15 protein-coding genes are annotated in these 15,914 nt (G+C 72.0%); 11 read left to right on the top strand and 4 right to left on the bottom strand.

All coding sequences use genetic code 11. The features are described 5' to 3' along the window. The first annotated feature begins 59 nt into the window (after positions 1 to 59). Complete coding sequence (locus TR50_RS34915; protein ID WP_084701495.1) at positions 60 to 1,127, top strand: bile acid:sodium symporter family protein; 1,068 nt, start codon at positions 60 to 62, stop codon at positions 1,125 to 1,127. A gap of 6 nt (positions 1,128 to 1,133) precedes the next feature. On the opposite strand, the gene TR50_RS34910 is transcribed toward TR50_RS34915, so the two are convergent. Next, a complete protein-coding gene (locus TR50_RS34910; protein WP_042431718.1) occupies positions 1,134 to 1,991 on the bottom strand; it encodes a DeoR/GlpR family DNA-binding transcription regulator in 858 nt (285 codons plus the stop codon). 172 nt (positions 1,992 to 2,163) lie between these two features. Beyond that, positions 2,164 to 3,606, bottom strand: a complete 1,443-nt coding sequence (locus TR50_RS34905; protein ID WP_042431716.1) for an NAD(P)H-quinone dehydrogenase — start codon at positions 3,604 to 3,606, stop codon at positions 2,164 to 2,166. A gap of 49 nt (positions 3,607 to 3,655) precedes the next feature. On the opposite strand from TR50_RS34905, the gene TR50_RS34900 reads away from it, so the two are divergent. From TR50_RS34900 to TR50_RS34885, 4 genes are all read left to right on the top strand, one after another. Beyond that, positions 3,656 to 4,093: a gamma-glutamylcyclotransferase family protein gene (locus TR50_RS34900; protein WP_042431714.1), complete on the top strand. Its 438-nt coding sequence runs from the start codon at positions 3,656 to 3,658 to the stop codon at positions 4,091 to 4,093. Positions 4,094 to 4,229: 136 nt separating this feature from the next. After that, the gene (locus TR50_RS34895) at positions 4,230 to 5,060 is read left to right on the top strand and encodes a purine-nucleoside phosphorylase (RefSeq protein WP_042431712.1); all 831 of its coding nucleotides are present in this window, start codon (positions 4,230 to 4,232) and stop codon (positions 5,058 to 5,060) included. Positions 5,061 to 5,192: 132 nt separating this feature from the next. Then, positions 5,193 to 6,905, top strand: a complete 1,713-nt coding sequence (locus TR50_RS34890; RefSeq protein ID WP_042431711.1) for a phospho-sugar mutase — start codon at positions 5,193 to 5,195, stop codon at positions 6,903 to 6,905. Between the two features lie 17 nt (positions 6,906 to 6,922). After that, positions 6,923 to 7,765, top strand: coding sequence for a tyrosine-protein phosphatase (locus TR50_RS34885; protein WP_042431709.1), 843 nt, complete (start codon positions 6,923 to 6,925; stop codon positions 7,763 to 7,765). Between the two features lie 3 nt (positions 7,766 to 7,768). Here the strand turns inward: TR50_RS34885 and TR50_RS34880 are convergent, their stop codons facing one another. Beyond that, positions 7,769 to 8,437, bottom strand: a complete 669-nt coding sequence (locus TR50_RS34880; protein ID WP_236654719.1) for a PH domain-containing protein — start codon at positions 8,435 to 8,437, stop codon at positions 7,769 to 7,771. A 133-nt stretch (positions 8,438 to 8,570) separates the two neighbouring features. Between TR50_RS34880 and deoC the strand changes: the two genes are divergently transcribed. The 4 genes from deoC (at position 8,571) to TR50_RS34860 (ending at position 12,621) form a co-directional block, all read left to right on the top strand. Next, positions 8,571 to 9,557, top strand: coding sequence for a deoxyribose-phosphate aldolase (gene deoC, locus TR50_RS34875; RefSeq protein ID WP_084701487.1), 987 nt, complete (start codon positions 8,571 to 8,573; stop codon positions 9,555 to 9,557). Between the two features lie 5 nt (positions 9,558 to 9,562). Beyond that, positions 9,563 to 10,999 (top strand): aldehyde dehydrogenase family protein, encoded by a 1,437-nt coding sequence (locus TR50_RS34870; protein ID WP_042431703.1) that lies wholly within the window; start codon positions 9,563 to 9,565, stop codon positions 10,997 to 10,999. After that, positions 10,992 to 11,897: an aldehyde dehydrogenase family protein gene (locus tag TR50_RS34865; RefSeq protein WP_042431701.1), complete on the top strand. Its 906-nt coding sequence runs from the start codon at positions 10,992 to 10,994 to the stop codon at positions 11,895 to 11,897. Before TR50_RS34870 ends, TR50_RS34865 begins: the two co-directional genes overlap by 8 nt. A gap of 85 nt (positions 11,898 to 11,982) precedes the next feature. Then, on the top strand, positions 11,983 to 12,621 hold the full coding sequence (locus TR50_RS34860) for a uridine kinase family protein (protein WP_236654718.1): 639 nt from the start codon (positions 11,983 to 11,985) through the stop codon (positions 12,619 to 12,621). Between the two features lie 108 nt (positions 12,622 to 12,729). Here the strand turns inward: TR50_RS34860 and TR50_RS34855 are convergent, their stop codons facing one another. Next, positions 12,730 to 13,389 (bottom strand): SigE family RNA polymerase sigma factor, encoded by a 660-nt coding sequence (locus TR50_RS34855; RefSeq protein WP_152648803.1) that lies wholly within the window; start codon positions 13,387 to 13,389, stop codon positions 12,730 to 12,732. Between the two features lie 212 nt (positions 13,390 to 13,601). Between TR50_RS34855 and TR50_RS34850 the strand changes: the two genes are divergently transcribed. Then, entirely contained in the window at positions 13,602 to 14,279 is a 678-nt protein-coding gene (locus tag TR50_RS34850) for a response regulator (RefSeq protein WP_152648802.1), read from the top strand. Further along, the coding region (locus tag TR50_RS34845) for an ATP-binding protein (protein WP_439654268.1) at positions 14,276 to 15,914 on the top strand (1,639 nt) is incomplete at its 3' end. The genes TR50_RS34850 and TR50_RS34845, both read left to right, overlap by 4 nt.

The raw sequence follows: 15,914 nt of genomic DNA, 5'->3' as shown, positions 1-15,914 counted from the left end.
TGAGCTCGCTGATATCGCGGCACCACCCGCACGACAACGGGTCGACGCCCGTCCCGGCCCTGCGCAACGCGCTCGGCCGGGCGGGCGTCGACCCGTATCTGCTGGCGATCCTCGGGACCGTCGGCCTCGCCGCCCTGTTCCCGGCCCGCGGCGGCGCCGCACACGCGGTCTCGCTGGCCACCGAGGTCGCCATCGGCCTGCTGTTCTTCCTCTACGGCGCACGGCTCTCGCCGAGGGCCGCGCTGGACGGCGCGAAGCAGTGGCGGCTGCATCTGACGATCCTGTTGGCCACCTTCGCCCTCTTCCCGCTGCTGGGCGTCGCCGCGCAGGCGCTGACCGCGCCCGTGCTGGGCACGTCCCTGGCCAAGGGCGTGCTGTTCCTGACGCTCCTGCCGTCCACCGTGCAGTCGTCCATCGCCTTCACCTCCATCGCGGGCGGCAACGTCGCGGCGGCGGTCTGCGCGGCGTCCTTCTCCAGCCTCGTCGGCATCGCGCTGACGCCGCTGCTCACGGCGGCGCTGATGGGCGGCAGCGCCCGCGTCGACGCGGGCTCGGCGGTGGACCTGCTGCTGCAGCTGCTGCTGCCGTTCCTGGCGGGCCAGCTCTCGCGCCGCTGGATCGCGGGGTGGATATCCCGGCACAAGCCCGCGCTGACGCTGGTCGACCGGGGGTCGATCCTGCTGGTGGTCTACGGCGCGTTCTCCGAGGGGATGGTCGCCGGGGTCTGGTCCTCGCTGTCCCTGGCACGGCTCGCGCTGCTGCTGGGCGTGTGCCTGACGCTGCTCTTCGCCGTCCTCGGCGTCACGACCCTCGCGGGCAGGCGGTCGGGCTTCTCCCGCGAGGACCGGATCGTGCTGATCTTCTGCGGCAGCAAGAAGAGTCTCGCCAGCGGCCTTCCCATGGCGGCGGTACTGTTCCCCGCGTCAGCGGTCAGCCTGACGGTCCTGCCCCTGATGCTGTTTCACCAGATACAGCTGATGGCGTGCACGGTTATCGCGCGTCGGATGCAGGCAACTCGCCAGGGGCGCGGGGAACTGCGCGAGAAGCCACCCACGTGGCGGGCGCCGAACGTGCCGGGCCATCCGCACGCCGGTGGTACTCGCGCAGTTCCCCGCGCCCCTAGGTAGTGCAGCTCATCGCCTGCCGGAAGCCACCGGGACGGGCCCTCGCCGCTGTCCGGGGAAGGTGGCCGGCCTGCGCGGCGCCTCCTGCGGCGATGACGCCGGGAAGCTGCTCGTCGGAGGCGTCAGCGGGGCCAGCTGGACCTGGACGCCGCAGTCCGCCAGGGCGTCCAGCTCGCGGGCCGCGGGCTCGACCAGCGTCGCCTGCTCGTCCGTGACGAGGTGGGTGATCGCCTCGCTGGCGACGGTCTGGAACATCGTGTCGTTGCCCAGCTTGCTGTGGTCCGCCAGGACCACGACCTCCGCCGCGGCGTTCACCAGCGCGCGGTCGACGGACGCGCTCAGCATGTTCGTCGTGGACAGGCCGCGCTCCGCGCTCAGCCCGCTGCCGGAGATGAAGGCGCGGGTGACGCGCAGCCCCTGAAGGGACTGCTCGGCGCCGCTGCCCACCAGGGCGTAGTTGGACCCGCGCAGCGTCCCCCCGGTCATCACCACCTCGACGCGGTTGGCGTGCGCCAGTGCCTGCGCCACCAGCAGGGAGTTGGTGACGACGGTGAGGCCCGGGACCCGGGCCAGCCGACGCGCCAGCTCCTGTGTGGTGGTGCCGGCGCCGACGACGATGGCGTCACCCTCGGCGACCATGGTCGCGGCGAGGTCGGCGATGGCGCTCTTCTCGGCGGCGGCGAGATGAGTCTTCTGGGGGTATCCGGGCTCTCGGGAGAATCCGCCGGGGAGCACCGCGCCCCCGTGTCGGCGGTCGAGCAGGCCCTCGGCCTCCAAGGCGCGTACGTCTCGACGTACGGTCACCTCGGAGGTCTGGACGACGCGGGCGAGCTCCCGGAGCGAGACCGCTCCGTTTGCTCGCACCATTTCGAGGATCAACTGGCGACGTTCTGCTGCGAACACGAAACAGACGGTAACGTGCACGACCGTTAGCTTTCAGGCGATTGCGCCTACTTGCCCAAAACGTCCGCAGCGGACCGGCGCACACCTCTACACTGTGCGCCGCACATGTGGCGCGACGCGCTCCCCGAACGCGCCGTCAGCTCTCCTCTGCGCGCTTGCGCACGTGCAACTGACGCGCCGCCTCGGCGATCGAGCCCGACACCGAGGGGTAGACCGTGAAGGCGTTGGCGATCTGCTCGACCGTCAGGTTGAGGTCCACGGCCAGCGAGATCGGGTGGATCAGCTCGCTCGCCTTAGGGGCCACCACGACGCCGCCGACCACGATGCCGGTGCCGGGCCGGCAGTAGAGCTTCACGAAGCCGTCCCGGATGCCCTGCATCTTGGCGCGGGCGTTGCTGCGCAGCGGCAGCTTGACGCAGACCGCGTCCATCTTCCCGCACTCGACGTCCGCGGCGCTGTAGCCGACGGTGGCGATCTCGGGGTCGGTGAAGACGTTGGACGAGACGGTCTTCAGGTTCAGCGGCGCGACCGCGTCGCCGAGCGCGTGGTACATCGCGATGCGGCCCTGCATGGCCGCGACCGAGGCCAGCGGCAGCACGCCGGTGACGTCGCCCGCGGCGTAGACGCCGGGCGCGGAGGTGCGGGAGACCCGGTCGACCTTGATGTGGCCGGAGTCCGAGGTCTTCACCCCGGCCGCCTCCAGGCCCAGACCCTCGGAGTTGGGGATCGAGCCGACCGCCATCAGGCAGTGCGAGCCGGTGATGACGCGGCCGTCGGAGAGGGTGACCTCGACCTTGTCGCCGACCCGGCGCGCGGACTCGGCGCGGGAGCGGCCCATGACGTTCATGCCGCGGCGGCGGAAGACGTCCTCCAGGACGGTGGCGGCGTCCGGGTCCTCCCCGGGCAGCACGCGGTCGCGGCTGGAGACCAGGGTGACCTTGGAGCCGAGCGCCTGGTACGCGCCGGCGAACTCGGCGCCGGTCACGCCGGAGCCGACCACGATGAGCTCCTCGGGCAGCTCCTCCAGGTTGTAGACCTGGGTCCAGGTGAGGATCCGCTCGCCGTCCGGCTCGGCGTCGGGCAGCTCGCGCGGGTGGGTGCCGGTGGCCAGCAGCACGACGTCGGCGCGCAGCTCGAGCGTCTCGCCCTCGGTGGTGTCGACGATGACGGCACGCGAGCCGTCCAGCGCCTGCCCGCCCTCGAGGCGGCCGGACCCGCGCACCACGGTGACTCCGGCGCGGGTGACGGACTGGGTGATGTCGTGCGACTGGGCGACGGCGAGCCGCTTGACGCGTCGGTTGACCTTGCCGAGGTCGACACCGATGATCTTCGCCGCCGAGGTCGGGGTGTCGTCGGCGACGACGATGCCGAGCTCCTCGTAGGAGCTGTCGAAGGTGGTCATCACCTCGGCCGTCGCGATCAGCGTCTTCGAGGGGACGCAGTCGGTGAGCACCGCCGCGCCGCCGAGGCCGTCGCGGTCGACGATGGTCACCTCCGCGCCGAGTTGCGAGGCGACCAGCGCCGCCTCGTAGCCACCAGGTCCGCCACCGATGATCACAATCCGAGTCACGTACCCCATTGTCCCGCACAACCGGACCCACCTTGCACCGGCCCGTACGCTAGGACCCATGACGCTCTACGCCGCGTATGCCAGCAACCTCGACGCGCGGCAGATGAGCCGCCGCGCCCCCCACTCGCCGCTGCGCGGCACGGGCTGGATGGACGGCTGGCGGCTCACCTTCGGCGGCGAGCAGTTCGGCTGGGAGGGCTCGATCGCGACGATCGTCGAGGACGAGAAGGACCAGGTCTTCGTCGCGCTCTACGACATCGCACCCATGGACGAGCAGGGCCTCGACCGCTGGGAGGGCGTCCCGCTGGGCTTCTACCGCAAGCTCCGCGTCCGCGTGCACACCCTCGACGGCGACGTCACCGCGTGGACCTACGTGCTCAACGACTACGAGGGCGGCCTGCCCTCCGCCCGCTACCTCGGCATCATCGCCGACGCGGCGGAGTCGGCCGGCGCCCCGTACGACTACGTGACGGAGCTGCGCAAGCGGCCCTGCTGAACGAACCGCTGCACGGCCTGCCCGGACCCCGGACCGGCATGTTTTCGTGTGTTCATCCGAAGACCGACGCGAGATCACCCGCAACGTCATCCATTTGTGCTCTACGCGCGTAGGAGTTTCTGGTTATCCTCGTTTCGTGAACGCTTCCACCCAGCCGAACGCCGGCTCCACTCCCGCCAGCCCCTACGAGGCGGCCGCGGCCGCCGCCGCGCGCCTGCGCGAGCTCACCGACGGGCACGCGCACGACGTCGCGCTCGTGATGGGCTCCGGCTGGGTTCCCGCCGCCGACGAACTGGGCAAGCCCGACTACGAGTTCGCCATCACCGAGCTGCCCGGCTTCCCGGCCCCCGCCGTCGCCGGCCACGCCGGCAAGATCCGGTCGATCAAGATCGGCGACAAGCGCGCCCTGGTCTTCCTCGGCCGCACCCACTACTACGAGGGCCACGGCGTCGCCGCCGTCGCCCACGGCGTGCGCACCGCCGTCGCGGCCGGCTGCCGCACCGTCGTGCTGACCAACGGCTGCGGCGGCCTGCGCCAGGGCATGCAGCCGGGCCAGCCGGTCCTGATCAGCGACCACATCAACCTCACCGGCGCCTCCCCCATCGTCGGCGCCAACTTCGTGGACCTGACGGACCTGTACGCCTCGCGTCTGCGCGCACTGTGCAAGGAGGTCGACCCCTCCCTGGAGGAGGGCGTCTACGTCCAGTTCCCCGGCCCGCACTACGAGACCCCGGCCGAGATCGGCATGGTCCGCGCCATCGGCGGCGACCTGGTCGGCATGTCCACCACGCTTGAGGCCATCGCCGCCCGCGAGGCCGGCGCCGAGGTGCTCGGCCTGTCGCTGGTCACCAACCTGGCCGCCGGCATCACCGGCGAGCCGCTCAACCACGAAGAGGTCCTGGAGGCCGGCCGCACTTCCGCCACCCGCATGGGCGCGCTGCTGGCCAAGGTCCTCGAGCGGATCTGACCCTTCATTTTCTTCGATCACCCGCATGGCATCCGACGGTTCGCACGCCGGATGCCATGCTTTTTGTACGGCTTTGCACGGCACTTGTACCGCGCCTGCGCGGCGTACTTCCCATGACGAGGACGTGACGCGATGACTGCCTACCACGACGGCGATCTGCTCTCCCGGGCCCGCAGCTGGCTGGCCGAGGACCCGGATCCGGAGACCCGCGAGGAGCTCTCCTCGCTTCTCGCCGCCGCCGAGGGCGACCCGAACGAGGCGAGCGAGAAGGCCTGGTCGGAGCTGGCCGAACGGTTCAACGGCACACTGCAGTTCGGCACCGCCGGCCTGCGCGGCGAGATGGGCGCGGGCCCGATGCGGATGAACCGCGCCGTGGTCATCCGCGCCGCGGCGGGCCTGGCCGCCTACCTCAAGCGCGGCTCCACCGCCGGGCTCGTCGTCGTCGGCTACGACGCCCGCCACAACTCGGAGGCGTTCGCCCGCGACACCGCCGCGGTGATGGTCGCCCAGGGCCTCAAGGCGGCGCTGCTGCCCGGCCCGCTGCCCACTCCCGTGCTCGCCTTCGCCGTCCGCCACTTCGGTGCGGCCGCCGGCGTCGCCGTGACGGCCAGCCACAACCCGCCGCGCGACAACGGCTACAAGGTCTACCTGGGCGGCGCCTTCGGCGGCTCGCAGATCGTCCCGCCGCACGACACCGGCATCGCCGCCGAGATCGCCGCCGTCGGCACGCTCGACGAGGTGCCGCTCGCGACCGAGGGCTGGGAGGTGCTCTCCGAGGCGGACGTGCTGGAGCCCTACCTGGCCCGCGCCGCCGCCGTCGTGGACGACCACGCGCCGCGCGACCTGTCCGTCGTCTACACCCCCATGCACGGCGTCGGCCGCGGCACCTTCCTGGCCGCCTTCGAACGCGCGGGCTTCCCCGCGCCGACCGTGGTCACCCTCCAGGGCGACCCGGACCCGGCCTTCCCGACCGTCTCCTTCCCGAACCCGGAGGAGCCCGGCGCGATGGACCTGGCCTTCGCGGCCGCCGCCGAGCACCAGCCGGACATCGTCATCGCCAACGACCCCGACGCCGACCGCCTCGCGGTCGCGATTCCCTCCGGCGACCCGGGGGACGCCCTCGGCTGGCGCATGCTGCGCGGCGACGAGGTCGGCGCGCTGCTCGCCGCGCACCTGGTCGCGAAGGGCGCGAAGGGGACGTTCGCCACGACGATCGTCTCCTCCTCGCTGCTCGGCCGGATCGCCGAGGCGGCGGGCCTCGGCTACGCCGAGACCCTGACCGGCTTCAAGTGGCTCTCGCGGGTCGACGGCCTGCGCTACGGCTACGAGGAGGCGCTCGGCTACTGCGTCGACCCCGAGGCCGTCCGCGACAAGGACGGCGTCAGCGCCGCGCTCCTGCTCGCCGAGCTCGCCGCGACGCTGAAGTCCCAGGGCCGCACCCTCCAGGACCTGCTGGACGACCTGGCCGCCACCCACGGCCTGCACGCCACCGACCAGCTCTCGGTCCGCGTCGCCGACCTGCGCGTGATCGCCGACGCCATGGCCCGGCTGCGCGAGCAGCCGCCGGTGCGGCTCGCGGGCCTGCACGTGGACTCCGCGGAGGACCTGGAGCAGGGCTCCGAGAAGCTCCCGCCGACGGACGGACTGCGCTACCACCTGAGCGGCGAGGGGGTCTCCTCGGCGCGCATCGTGGTCCGCCCGTCCGGGACGGAGCCGAAGCTGAAGTGCTACCTGGAGGTCGTCGTCCCGGTCGGCGGAGTCGCCGAGCTGGGCGCGGCCCGGGAGCGCGCGGCGGCGCTGCTGGCGTCTCTCAAGACGGACCTGGCCGTGGCGGCGGGCATCTGATCTGACATGCTGTCGGCGTGTCGATTTCCGGTGCCGAACGCCTGATCCTCATCCCCGGCGTGCGCAACCTGCGCGACGCCGGGGGTTTCCCCACGACGGGCGGCGCCCGCGTCGCCGAGGCGCTGCTGTACCGCGCCGGCTCCCTCCACGAGCTGACCACGGAGGGCGCGGAGCGGCTGGCCGCGCTCGGCCTGCGCACGATCATCGACCTGCGGTCGGCGCCGGAACTCGAGGTCTGGCCGGACCACCCGCTCGACGGCGGCGTCCGTTTCCTGCACCTGCCGACGTTCCCGCCGCGCGAGCGCCCGACCGCGCACGAGGCGCGGGACGCGGACGTGGAGGCGCGGGACGCGGACGCACCGGACGCGGACGCACTGGACGCGGACACCCGGGACGGGCGGGACGCCGAGGCGGGCGAGGAGACGCTGGAGGACCTCTACGCCTTCATGTCGGCGACGGCGGGCCCGGCCATCGCCGCCGCCGTCAGCGCGCTGGCCGTGCCCGGCGCACTGCCCGCGCTGATCCACTGCGCGGTCGGCAAGGACCGCACCGGCGTCACGGTGGCCACCCTGCTGTCCGCACTCGGCGTCTCGGACGCCGACATCCTCGCGGACTACCACCTCTCCAACGCCGGCCTCGGGCTGGACCAGGGCCCGGTCTACTACGTCGACGAGCACGGCACGGAGCGGCGCTCCCGCCCGGTCCACGTGGGCCTGATGAGCGCGTTCCTGGCCTCGCTGCGCGCCTCCCACGGCGACGCCACACGGTACCTGCTCGCGCACGGGGTCACCGAGGCGGAGCTGTCCGACCTGCGCGCCGCCTTCCGTGCCACCGGGGGCGACGGCCGCGCGGAGGGCTGAGCGTCAGCCCACGGCGAGGATGACGATCGCCGCGAGCGCGCCCGCGACCATGGGCGCGATGAGCCACCAGGTCCAGGTGACCTTGAGCTCGGGCGCGCCGGCGTCCGCGGGCAGCTGCCGGCGGTACTTCTCGACGCGCTCGTTCAGCTCGGCGACGGCCTTGTCGGCCACGGCCTGGGTCGGTCCGTCGTTGTCCAGTGCCGCGCTGTTGCCGAACATGCTCGGGCGCGGCGTCCTGGAGAGCGTGCCGCGGTCGCCGGTGGCGATCATCGCGCGACGGTTCGCGCGCTTGCGCTGGCGCAGCGAGACCGGCAGCGCCCAGACGATGAACTTGTGCCCGCCCGCGCGCAGCTCGACGGAGAGGGCCGCGGTCAGCGACTCCACGCCGTCCCAGCGCGTCTCGATGGTGCGGAAGGGGTTGCGCACCAGCAGCCGGTCGGCGCCCGCGCGCACCTGGGGCCAGAGGGTGAACGCGACGATCAGCGGGATGCCGAGCACCATGATCGACGCGGCCAGGCCCGGCGCGCTGCCCGAGCCGCGGACCATCGCGTCGATGCACAGCCAGAAGAGCAGGATCAGCAGGAGGATGCCGCCGGCGATGCCGCCCCCGCTGCGGTAGACCTTGTCGTGAAACGTGGGGGCCGTGTTCTCACGGGCCGGGGTGTCGCTCATGGTCATCGATTCTGCCCCAGTTCACGCCGTGCACCACAGGAGTACGGGTCTCGGAATCGCATCGACGGGACAAAGTCACACGGACGCCCCCCTAACGAAACGCTACGCGTGTAGATATGCTGCATTGGTGAGCATGTCCTCCTCTCCCCTCAGCACCAGCGGCCTCGCCGCGAGCGGACTCGCCGAGGTCGCCTCCTCCGAGGCCTCCCTGCGCCGGTTCCTGCACGGGCTGCCCGGCATCGACGCCGTCGGCCTGCAGGCACGCGCCGCCGGGCTCGGCACGCGGTCGATCAAGACCACCGCCAAGGCGTACGCCATCGATCTGGCCATCTCCATGATCGACCTCACCACGCTGGAGGGTGCGGACACCCCCGGCAAGGTGCGCTCGCTCTGTCAGAAGGCCAAGAACCCCGACCCCGGGAACCCGGACGTGCCGCACACCGCGGCCGTCTGCGTCTACCCCGACATGGTCCCCTTCGCCAAGGAGGCCCTCGGCGGCGCGCCGATCAACGTCGCCGCCGTGGCCACCGCCTTCCCCTCCGGCCGGGCCGGGCTGCCGGTCAAGCTGGCCGACACCGCCGAGGCCGTCGCCGCCGGAGCCGACGAGGTCGACATGGTCATCGACCGGGGGGCCTTCCTCTCCGGCCGGTACCTGGAGATCTACGAGCTGATCGCCGAGATCAGGAAGGCGTGCGAGCGCCCGGACGGCACCGCCGCCCATCTCAAGGTGATCTTCGAGACCGGCGAGCTCGTCACCTACGACAACATCCGCCGCGCCTCCTGGCTGGCGATGCTGGCCGGGGCCGACTTCATCAAGACCTCCACCGGCAAGGTCACCGTCAACGCGACCCCCGCCAACACCCTGGTGCTGATGGAGGCCGTCCGCGACTTCCGCGAAGCCACCGGCATCCAGGTGGGTGTGAAGCCTGCCGGGGGTATCCGTACCACCAAGGACGCCATGAAGTACCTGGTCATGGTGAACGAGATCCTCGGTGACGACTGGCTGACCCCGGACTGGTTCCGGTTCGGCGCCTCCAGCCTGCTCAACGACCTGCTGATGCAGCGGCAGAAGCTGGCCTCCGGCCGCTACTCCGGTCCCGACTACGTGACGGTGGACTGATCACCATGGCACTGTTCGACTACGCCCCCGCGCCCGAGTCGCGCGCCGCCGCCGGCGACATCGCCTCGACGTACGGGCACTACATCGACGGCGAGTTCGTCGAGTCCACCGGCTCCGAGGCCCTGAAGACCGTCGACCCCTCCACCGAGGAGGTCCTGGCCGAGTTCGCGCAGGGCACCGAGGCCGACGTGGACCGCGCCGTCGCCGCCGCCCGCAAGGCGTTCACCTCCTGGTCCGCCCTGTCCGGCGCCGAGCGCGGCAAGTACCTGTTCCGCATCGCCCGGATCATCCAGGAGCGCTCGCGCGAGCTGGCCGTCCTGGAGTCGATCGACAACGGCAAGCCGATCAAGGAGACCCGCGACGTCGACCTGCCGCTGGTCGCCGCGCACTTCTTCTACTACGCCGGCTGGGCCGACAAGCTGGAGTTCGCCGGCTACGGGCCGAACCCGCGCCCGGTGGGCGTGGCCGCGCAGGTCATCCCGTGGAACTTCCCGCTGCTGATGCTGGCGTGGAAGATCGCCCCGGCGCTCGCCACCGGCAACACGGTCGTCCTGAAGCCCGCCGAGACCACCCCGCTGACCGCGCTGCGCTTCGCGGAGATCTGCCGCCAGGCCGGTCTGCCCAAGGGCGTCGTCAACATCATCACCGGCGACGGACGCACCGGCGCCGCGCTGACCGCGCACCCCGACATCGACAAGGTCGCCTTCACCGGCTCGACCGAGGTCGGCCGCGCCATCGCGCGCACCCTGGCCGGGACCACCAAGCGCCTCTCGCTGGAGCTCGGCGGCAAGGCCGCGAACATCGTCTTCGACGACGCGCCGATCGACCAGGCGGTCGAGGGCATCGTCGACGGCATCTTCTTCAACCAGGGCCACGTCTGCTGCGCGGGCTCGCGCCTGCTGGTTCAGGAGTCGATCCACGACGACGTCATGGACGCCCTCAAGCGCCGCATGTCGACGCTGCGCGTCGGCGACCCGCTGGACAAGAACACCGACGTCGGCGCCATCAACTCCGCCGCGCAGCTCGCGCGGATCCAGGAGCTGACCGCCGCGGGCGAGGCCGAGGGCGCCGAGCGCTGGTCCCCCTCCTGCGAGCTGCCGTCCGCCGGCTACTGGTTCGCCCCGACGGTCTTCAGCAACGTCTCCGCCACCCACCGGATCGCGCGCGAGGAGATCTTCGGCCCGGTCCTGTCGGTGCTGACCTTCCGGACCCCGGAGGAGGCCGTCGCCAAGGCCAACAACACCCCCTACGGGCTGTCGGCCGGCATCTGGACCGAGAAGGGCTCGCGCATCCTGTGGATGGCGGGCAAGCTCCGCGCCGGCGTGGTGTGGTCCAACACCTTCAACAAGTTCGACCCGACCTCGCCGTTCGGCGGCTACAAGGAGTCGGGCTACGGCCGCGAGGGCGGTCGCCACGGTCTGGAGGCCTACCTCGATGTCTGAGCCCACCAGTGCTCTCCGGCTTGATGTCTACAAGACCTACAAGCTCTTCGTCGGCGGCAAGTTCCCGCGCTCCGAGAGCGGACGGGTGTACGAGGTGACCGACCGCAAGACCGGCGAGTGGCTCGCCAACGCCCCCCAGGGCACCCGCAAGGACACCCGCGACGCGGTCTCCGCCGCCCGCAAGGCCTTCGGCGGCTGGTCGGGCGCGACCGCGTACAACCGCGGCCAGATCCTCTACCGCGCGGCCGAGATGCTCCAGGGCCGCCGCGAGCAGTACACCGCCGAGGTGGCCGTCTCCGAGGGCCTGACGGCGAAGAAGGCCGCGCCGCTCGTCGACGCCGCCGTCGACCGCCTGGTCTGGTACGCGGGCTGGACGGACAAGGTCGCCCAGATCGCGGGCAACGCCAACCCGGTCGCCGGCCCGTACTTCAACCTGTCCACCCCGGAGCCGACCGGCGTCGTCGGCGTCGTCGCTCCCCAGGGCGGCCACGGCTTCTCGCTGCTGGGCCTGGTCTCGGTGCTGGCCCCGGTCATCGCGACGGGCAACACCGCCGTGGTCGCCCTGGCCCCCGGAGCCCCGCTCCCGGGCCTCTCGCTGGGCGAGGTGCTGGCCACCTCCGACCTGCCGGGCGGCGTGGTCAACCTGATCTCGGGCCGCACCGAGGACATCGCCCCGACGCTCGCCTCCCACGCGGACGTCAACGCGCTCGACCTGGCGGGCATCGTGGCGGAGGAGGGCCCGGCCTCGGCCAAGGACCTGGAGGTCGCGGCGGCGGACACGCTCAAGCGCGTGCTGCGCCCGGAGCCGGCGTCCCACGACTGGACGACCGCGCCCGGCACCGACCGCCTGCTGACGTTCCTGGAGACGAAGACGGTCTGGCACCCGATGGGGATGTAACCCTCCCCACATCGACGCGGGCACGTGCTCTCTCGCCGTGAGCACGTGCCCGTTCCTTTACTTCGGGATGTCACACTGGTGTCCCGTGAGTACTTCTTCCGTGAACCTCTCCCCGGCGCGCGTCATCCTCCTCTGCGGCCCCTCCGGTTCCGGCAAGTCCACCCTGGCCGAGCGGGCCGGCCTCCCGGTCCTCCAGCTCGACGACTTCTACAAGGACGGCGACGACCCGACCCTGCCGCGCCTCCAGGACGGCAGCGTCGACTGGGACGACCCGCGGTCCTGGCACTTCGACCAGGCGATGGCGGCGATCCGCACACTCTGTGACACGGGTTCAGCGGACGTCCCCGTCTACTCGATCCCGGCCAACGGCCGCGTCGGCACCCACACGATCACCCTCGACGGGGCCGTCGCGTTCATCGCCGAAGGGATCTTCGCGGCCGAGATCGTCCGCGCGTGCGAGGCCGAGGGCCTCCTCGGCGACGCGATCTGCCTGCGCAACCACGCCCTCACCACGGCCTACCGGCGCTTCCTGCGCGACGTGCGCGAGGCCCGCAAGTCCGTCCCGTTCCTGGTCCGCCGCGGCTACCGGCTGATGCGCGCGGAGCGGGCGGTCGTGACCCGGCAGCGGGAACTCGGCGCCACCCCCTGCAACGGCCGGGAGGCCCTCCAGCGCGTCAGCGCCCGCGGGCGCGAGGCCCTGCCCGCCCAACCGGCCGCGGCGTAGCGTCGGCACACAGAAGGCCTGGACCCCGGCGTCCCCCGACACCGAAGCCCAGGCCTCGTGCTGCTGTGGGCTACCCCCGTGCCCACAGCCTCCCCCTCGATAAGGTCCTTACGCGACGAGCTCGCCGAAGGCGTGCCCCAGGTCCCCGTCCTGCGCCGCCAGCGTCTCGTCCTCACGCAGCCGGCGCAGGGCGCGCCAGATGCCGCTCTTGACCGTGCCGACGCTGATCCCCAGCACGTCGGCGATCTCCGGGTCCGTCTTGCCCTCGTAGTAGCGCAGCACCAGCATGGTGCGCTGGTTCTCCGGAAGCTTGGCCAGCGCCTGCCACAGCACCGTCCGCAGCTCCGTGCCGCCCATCGCGTCGGTGTCGCCCGCGGTCTCCGGCATCTCCTCGGTGGGGTACTCGTTGACCTTGCGCCGGCGCCACGCCGAGATGTGCAGGTTGGTCATGGTGCGGCGCATGTAGCCGCCGACCGCCGCCTTGTCGGAGATCCGGTCCCAGGCCCGGTAGGTGCTGAAGAGCGCGCTCTGCAGCAGGTCCTCGGCCGCGAAGCGGTCCCCCGTCAGGTGGTAGGCCGTGGCGTACAGCGACGCACGGCGCTCCTTCACGTAGGCGGTGAAGTCGTCGGCGTTCGCCGACTCCCACGTGCCCGTGGAACCGTACGCCGCCTCGTGGCGTCCCACCGCGTGAAGGTGACGGACGGAGTACGTCTGGTGAGGCAGGGTCGCGGCGGCCTTGTCGGCGTGCGCCTCGAGGACTGCGTTCATCGGGTACTCCCTCGGGTTCCGGTCGGAGCTCGGTGCTCGGTACTCGGTGTTCGGTGCCGGGCTGCTGGTCCGGCCCGACACAGAAAATCCTGCCAAGGGGTTTTCATCGCCCTGTCCGCCGACTGTCACAGGCGTGTCACAGAGCCTGTCACGGTGCACCCCGGCCCACGGGAGGGTCGATCCCACGCGGGCGGTACGCCACAATGAACCGCGTGTCTCACCTGTTGCTCATCGAGGACGACGACGCGATCCGTACCGGACTGGAGCTCGCGCTGACCCGCCAGGGTCACCGCGTCTCCGTGGCCGCCTCCGGCGAGGACGGCCTGAAGCTCTTCAAGGAGCAGCGCCCGGACCTGATCGTGCTCGACGTCATGCTGCCCGGCATCGACGGCTTCGAGGTCTGTCGGCGTATCCGCCGCACCGACCAGCTGCCGATCATCCTGCTGACGGCGCGCTCCGACGACATCGACGTGGTGGTCGGGCTGGAGTCCGGCGCGGACGACTACGTCGTCAAGCCGGTGCAGCCGCGCGTGCTGGACGCGCGCATCCGTGCGGTGCTGCGGCGCGGCGAGCGGGAGAGCTCGGACTCGGCGGCCTTCGGCGACCTGGTGATCGATCGCAACGCGATGACCGTGACCAAGCGCGGCGACGAGCTCCAGCTCACCCCGACCGAGCTGCGCCTGCTGCTGGAGCTGAGCCGTCGGCCCGGCCAGGCGCTCTCGCGCCAGCAGCTGCTGCGGCTGGTCTGGGAGCACGACTACCTGGGCGACTCGCGCCTGGTGGACGCCTGCGTCCAGCGGCTGCGCGCCAAGGTCGAGGACGTGCCGTCCGCGCCCACCCTGATCCGCACCGTGCGCGGGGTCGGCTACCGCCTGGACGCCCCGGCGTGACGAACCGCTCCACGACCACCGCACCCAACGGCAACGGCAACGGCGACGGCAACCGGAACCGCGACGGCGACCGGAACGGCAACGCCCGCGGCCACGGCCACGGGCGGGACTCCGAAGGCGCCACCCCGCCGGGGACCGAGCCGCGTTCGGCGCACCCGCGCGCCAGCTGGGTCGCCAGTCGGCTGCGGCTGACCTCGCTGCGGATACGCATGATCGCCGTCTGCGCGGTGGTCGCCCTCGCGGCGGCGGTCTCGTCCTCCGGCATCGCGTACTGGCTCAACCGTGACGCGGTGCTGAAGCGCACCCAGGACACGGCGCTCGCGGACTTCCGCAACCAGCTCGACCGCACCGTCACCGCGCTGCCGCTGGAGCCGAGCTGCCAGGACCTCCAGGTGGCCGCGAACGTCGTGGCCACCACGGGGCTGCGCTACGACGTCTCCATGACCTCGCCGAGCTGCACGGTCGCCTCGCGGTACTCCAAGTACACCGCCGCCGCCGTGCCGGCCGTGCTGCGCCAGCAGGTGGAGCAGCCCTGCGCGCACTGCACCACCGACCCGGGCGGCTACCACCTGTTCTGGCAGCGGGTGAACCTGGACGGCGTGCCCTACCTGATCGGCGGCACCAAGGTGCTGCCGAGCGGGCCGACCGCCTACATGTTCAAGTCCCTCGACGACGAGCAGCGGGACCTCAACTCCCTGGCCTGGTCGCTGGGCATCGCGACGCTGCTGGCCCTGGTCGGCGCGGCGCTGCTGGCGCAGGCCGCGGCGGCGACGGTGCTGCGGCCCGTGGCGCGGCTCGCGGAGGCGGCGCGCCGGCTCGGCGAGGGCAATCTCGACACCCGTCTCGACGTCACCGGCCAGGACGAGCTGGCGGAGCTCTCGCGGACCTTCAACCACACGGCGGCCGCGCTGGAGGCGCAGGTCGACGAGCTGAGCGCGCGCGAGCACGCCAGCCGCCGGTTCGTCGCCGACATGTCGCACGAGCTGCGCACGCCGCTGACCGCGATGACCGCTGTCACCGACATCCTCGAGGACGAGGCGGACATGCTCGATCCGATGATCGAGCCTGCCGTGCGCCTGGTCGTCAGCGAGACCCGACGGCTGACCGAGCTGGTGGAGAACCTGATGGAGGTGACCCGCTTCGACGCGGGAACCGCCAAGGTGGTCCTCGACGAGGTCGACATCGCCGACCTGATCACCTCGACCATCGACGCCCGCGCCTGGCTGGACGCGGTCGAGCTGGACGCGCCGCGCGGCCTGGTCGCCCGGGTGGACCCGCGCCGCGTCGACGTGGTGCTGGCCAACCTGATCGGCAACGCGCTCAAACACGGCGGCTCCCCGGTCCGGGTCCGGGCCCGCGAGGACTCCGACGCGCGCGGCGACTGGCTGGTCGTCGAGGTGGCCGACGGCGGGCCGGGCATCCCCGAGGACGTCCTGCCGCACGTCTTCGACCGGTTCTTCAAGGCGGACGCCTCACGCCGCCGCTCCGAGGGCAGCGGGCTCGGCCTGTCGATCGCCATGGAGAACGCCCGCATCCACGGCGGCACCATCACCGCGGCCAACGCCGCGGACGGCGTCGGAGCCGTCTTCACGCTCCGGCTGCCGAAGCACCCGCCGATCAAGGACGGCAGCACGC

It is taken from the genome of Streptacidiphilus anmyonensis, assembly GCF_000787855.1.
In the GTDB taxonomy this organism is placed as follows: domain Bacteria; phylum Actinomycetota; class Actinomycetes; order Streptomycetales; family Streptomycetaceae; genus Streptacidiphilus; species Streptacidiphilus anmyonensis.
This window is presented reverse-complemented; position numbering and strand designations above follow the sequence as displayed.